A 4,653-nucleotide genomic window follows, 5' to 3' on the forward strand; every position below is an offset into this window, starting at 1 on the left:
GATCGGCGTGGCGGACATGGTGAGCACGTCGACGTTGGCGCGGAGCTTCTTCAGCTGCTCCTTGTGCTCGACGCCGAAGCGCTGCTCCTCGTCGACGATGACCAGACCGAGGTCCTTGAACTTCGTCTCGGAGGAGAAGAGGCGGTGGGTGCCGATGACGACGTCGACCGAACCGTCGCGCAGGCCCTCCAGCGTCGCCTTCGCCTCCGTGTCCGTCTGGAAGCGGGACAGCGCCCGGACCTTCACCGGGAACTGCGCGTACCGCTCGGAGAAGGTCCCGAAGTGCTGCTGGACCAGGAGCGTGGTCGGCACCAGGACCGCGACCTGCTTGCCGTCCTGGACCGCCTTGAACGCGGCCCGCACCGCGATCTCCGTCTTGCCGTAGCCGACGTCGCCGCAGATCAGCCGGTCCATGGGGACCGTCTTCTCCATGTCCTCCTTCACCTCGGCGATGGTGGACAGCTGGTCGGGCGTCTCCGCGTACGGGAAGGCGTCCTCCAGCTCCCGCTGCCAGGGGGTGTCGGGCGCGAAGGCGTGGCCTGGGGCCGCCATGCGCGCCGAGTACAGCTTGATGAGGTCGGCGGCGATCTCCTTGACCGCCTTCTTCGCCCGCGCCTTCGTCTTCGTCCAGTCCGCGCCGCCGAGCCGGTGCAGCGTCGGCGCCTCACCGCCCACGTACTTGGTGACCTGCTCCAGCTGGTCGGTGGGGATGTAGAGGCGGTCGCCGGGCTGGCCGCGCTTGGCGGGGGCGTACTCCACCAGCAGGTACTCGCGGGTGGCGCCCTGGACGGTCCGCTGGACCATCTCGATGTAGCGGCCGACCCCGTGCTGCTCGTGCACGATGTAGTCGCCGGCCTCCAGGGTCAGCGGGTCGATCGTCTTGCGCCGCTTGGCGGGCATCCGCTGCCCGTCCTTGCCGGCCGCCTTCTGGCCCGACAGGTCCGTCTCCGTCAGGACCGCCAGCTTCAGCGCCGGGTCCACGAAGCCGTGGTCGATCGAACCGCAGGCCACGTGCACCACGGACGGGGTGAGGTCCGTCAGGTCGGCGGCCTGCCGGGCGGCGATGCCCTCGCCGCCGAGGACCTCGACGGTCCGGGCGGCGGGGCCGTGCGCCTCCGTCACGTACACCGTGCGCCAGCCGTCGGACAGCCAGCCCTTGGTGTCGGCGAGCGCGCGGGCCGTGTCACCGCGGTACGACTCCGGGGCGTGCATGCCCAGGGTGAGCGTGTCGGCCTCCCGCTCGGCGTCGTCGGCGGCGAACGGCGACACCGACCACCAGGCCATGCCCAGCTCCCGCGCCCGCTCCCGTACGTCCGCGATCCCCCACAGGGAGGCCGCGCCCACGTCGATCGGCGCCTCGCCGCCGCCCGCCGTGGCCGCCCAGGACGCCTGGAGGAACTCCTGGCTCGTCGCGACCAGGTCGGCGGCCCTGGTCCGTACCCGCTCGGGGTCGCAGACCAGCGCCATCGAGCCCTGCGGCAGGACGTCGAGCAGCAGCTCCATGTCGTCCACGAGCACCGGCGCGAGGGACTCCATGCCCTCGACCGCGATCCCCTCCGCGATCCTGCCGAGCAGCTCGCCCAGCTCCGGGTGCTCCTCGGCCAGCGCCGCCGCCCGCTCCCGTACGGAGTCGGTCAGCAGCAGCTCGCGGCAGGGCGGTGCCCACAGACCGTGCTCGGCGACCTCCAGGGACCGCTGGTCCGCCACCTTGAAGTAGCGGATCTCCTCGACGTCGTCGCCCCAGAACTCGATGCGGAGCGGGTGCTCCTCGGTCGGCGGGAAGACGTCCAGGATGCCGCCGCGCACGGCGAACTCGCCGCGCTTCTCGACCAGCTCCACCCGGGAGTACGCGGCGGCGGCCAGCCCCTCGACGACCTCGTTCAGATCGGCCGTGTCCCCCGACCGCAGCGACACCGGCTCCAGGTCGCCCAGGCCCTTGACCTGCGGCTGGAGCACGGAGCGGACCGGCGCGACGACGACCGAGACGGGACCGGCCGCCGGGTCGTCGTCCCGCGGGTGGGCGAGCCGGCGCAGCACGGCGAGGCGACGGCCCACGGTGTCGGAGCGGGGCGAGAGCCGCTCGTGCGGCAGGGTCTCCCAGGAGGGGTACTCGACCACCGTGTCGGGGTCGAGCAGCGACCGCAGCGCGGCGGCCAGGTCCTCCGCCTCGCGGCCGGTGGCCGTGACGGCGAGGACGGGCCGCCCCGAGTCCCGGGCGAGCGCGGCGACCGCGAAGGGGCGGGCGGCGGGAGGTCCGACGAGGTCCACGTGCGGGCGGTGCCCGTCGGCGGCCGCCCTCACCGCCTCGGCGAGGGCCGCGTCCTTGACGACGAGGTCGAGAAGACCGTGCAGGCTCATGGGGCTTTCCATCCCGGTACGTACTGGAGAGCGGACACAACGCGAACGGCCCGACACGTCGCACGGGCCGGGGTGCCCAGCGTACGACGGCCACCGGGCGCGGGCATGCGGTCACCCGGGGGCGGCCGGATCATGTCACCGGCCGCACGAGGCCGGGCGGCCGGGGGGTTCCTCCCGGCCCGGCCGGGGTGAGACCCTGTCCGCGCCATTTAGGTGTACGAAGAAAGGACCCTGTGGTGGCGAAGCAGCCGACGCCCCGGACCGGACCGGCCCCGAGCCCCACCGGCTCCCCCACCGGCCGCCGCGGACCCGTCGTCGCCGCGCTGATGCTCGCCATGGCGCTCGCCGCCCTCGACGGCACCGTCGTCGCCACCGCCGTCCCGCAGATCGTCGGCGACCTCGGCGGGCTCTCCGTCTTCTCCTGGCTGTTCTCCGGCTATCTGCTGGCCGTGACCGTCACCCTGCCGGTGTACGGGAAGCTCAGCGACACCTTCGGCCGCAAACCCGTCCTGGTCGCCGGCACGGTCCTCTTCCTCGCCGGCTCCCTGCTCTGCGCCCTGGCCTGGGACATGGGCTCCCTCATCGCCTTCCGGGTCGTGCAGGGGCTCGGCGGCGGCGCGCTCCAGGGCACCGTCCAGACCATCGCCGCCGACCTCTACCCCCTGAAGGAACGGCCCCGGATCCAGGCGAAACTGTCCTCGGTGTGGGCCACCTCCTCGGTGGCGGGCCCGGCGGTGGGCGGGCTGCTCGCCGGGTACGCCGACTGGCGCTGGATCTTCCTGATCAACCTGCCACTGGGCCTCCTCGCCCTCTGGCTGATCGTCCGCCACCTCGCCGAACCGGCCCGCGACGCCTCCGCCGCACGCGCGCGCGTGAAGGTCGACTGGCCCGGCGCCCTCGCCGTCTTCGCCACCGGCGTCCTGCTGCTCACCGCGCTCGTCCAGGGCGGTGTCGCCTGGCCCTGGCTCTCCGCGCCCTCCCTCGGCCTGCTCGGCGGGGCCGCCGCCCTCGCCGCGCTCACCGTCGTCATCGAGCGCCGCGCGGCCGAACCGATCATCCCCGGCTGGGTCTGGCGCCGCCGCACCATCGCCGCCGTCAACCTCTCCCTCGGCGCCCTCGGCCTGCTCATGGTCGCCCCGGCCGTCTTCCTGCCCACCTACGCCCAGTCCGTCCTCGGCCTCGGACCGATCGCCGCCGGGTTCGTCCTCTCCGCCTGGACCCTCAGCTGGCCGATCACGGCCGCGCTCTCCAGCCGCGTGTACACCCGCGTCGGCTTCCGGCTCACCGCCGTCCTCGGCATGTCCCTGGCCCTGGTGCTGCTGCTCGCGTTCCCGTTCCTGCCGTTCCCCGGCGAGCCCTGGCAGCCCGCGCTGCTGATGCTGCTGCTCGGCGGGGCGCTCGGCCTCTTCCAGCTGCCGCTGATCGTGGGCGTGCAGTCGACCGTCCCGTACGAGGAGCGGGGCACGACCACCGCCTCGGTCCTCTTCTGCCGGCAGGTCGGGCAGAGCGTCGGCGCCGCGCTGTTCGGCGCCGTCGCCAACACGGTCCTCGCCTCCCGGCTCGGCGGCGGCACCGACCTGGACACCCTGGCCCGCGCCCTCGACGCCCCCGGCTCCCTCACCGCCGAGACCACCGACCGGCTGCGCCGGGCGGTCGACGCGGCGGTGGACGCCGTCTACCTGGGCGCGGCGGTGGCGGCCGGGCTCGCGCTCCTCGCCCTCCTCACCCTGGCCCCGCGCCGCTTCCCCGTCCTGGAGGAGGAGAAGCGGCCCGGGCCGTGAGGAGGGGGCCGCCGTCAGAAGGCGGTGTTGTACCCGAGGTCGGCCGGCAGCACGTCGTTCGCCTTCACCGGCTTGAAGGGCGCCGACCAGTCGCCCGTACCGGCGTAGAAGTACGCCTTTCCGTTGGCGGCGAGCAGGTCGGCCCGCCCGTCGCCGTTGCCGTCCCCGATGCCGACGAGGTCGGTGTACGCGTTCCACCCGGCGCCGAGCCGGGCGCGCGGCGCGAAGGTGCCGTCGCCCTTGCCGAGGTACAGCCACAGGACGCCGTCCGCGTCGCGGGCCAGGAGGTCGCCGGCCGAGGCGCCGGCGAGGTCGCCGGTGGCGGTGAGCTGGTTGTAGATGCCCCAGCCGGTGCCGATCTGCTTGCGCGGGCCGAGGGGCGCGGTGGCGTTACCGGTGCCGGGGTAGAGCCACAGGCCGCCCGCCTTGTCGGTGGCGAGCAGGTCCGCGCGGCCGTCGCCGGTCAGGTCGCTGCCGCCCGCGATGTGCTGGTAGATGCCCCAGCCCGTGCCGA

At 74.0% G+C, this 4,653-nt stretch carries 3 protein-coding genes; 1 reads left to right on the top strand and 2 read right to left on the bottom strand.

What is annotated here, in order from left to right; translation table 11 throughout:
- Nucleotides 1–2,358, bottom strand: a 2,358-nt coding sequence (locus RIF68_RS27960) for a DEAD/DEAH box helicase (RefSeq protein ID WP_309054079.1), incomplete at its 3' end; no start/stop codon positions are given.
- A gap of 236 nt (nucleotides 2,359–2,594) precedes the next feature.
- Between RIF68_RS27960 and RIF68_RS27965 the strand changes: the two genes are divergently transcribed.
- Nucleotides 2,595–4,139, top strand: coding sequence for an MFS transporter (locus tag RIF68_RS27965; RefSeq protein ID WP_309054080.1), 1,545 nt, complete (start codon nucleotides 2,595–2,597; stop codon nucleotides 4,137–4,139).
- 14 nt (nucleotides 4,140–4,153) lie between these two features.
- Here the strand turns inward: RIF68_RS27965 and RIF68_RS27970 are convergent.
- On the bottom strand, nucleotides 4,154–4,653 hold a 500-nt coding region (locus tag RIF68_RS27970; protein ID WP_309054081.1), incomplete at its 5' end, for a VCBS repeat-containing protein.

Source organism: Streptomyces sp. (assembly GCF_031178505.1).
Classification (GTDB): domain Bacteria; phylum Actinomycetota; class Actinomycetes; order Streptomycetales; family Streptomycetaceae; genus Streptomyces; species Streptomyces gulbargensis.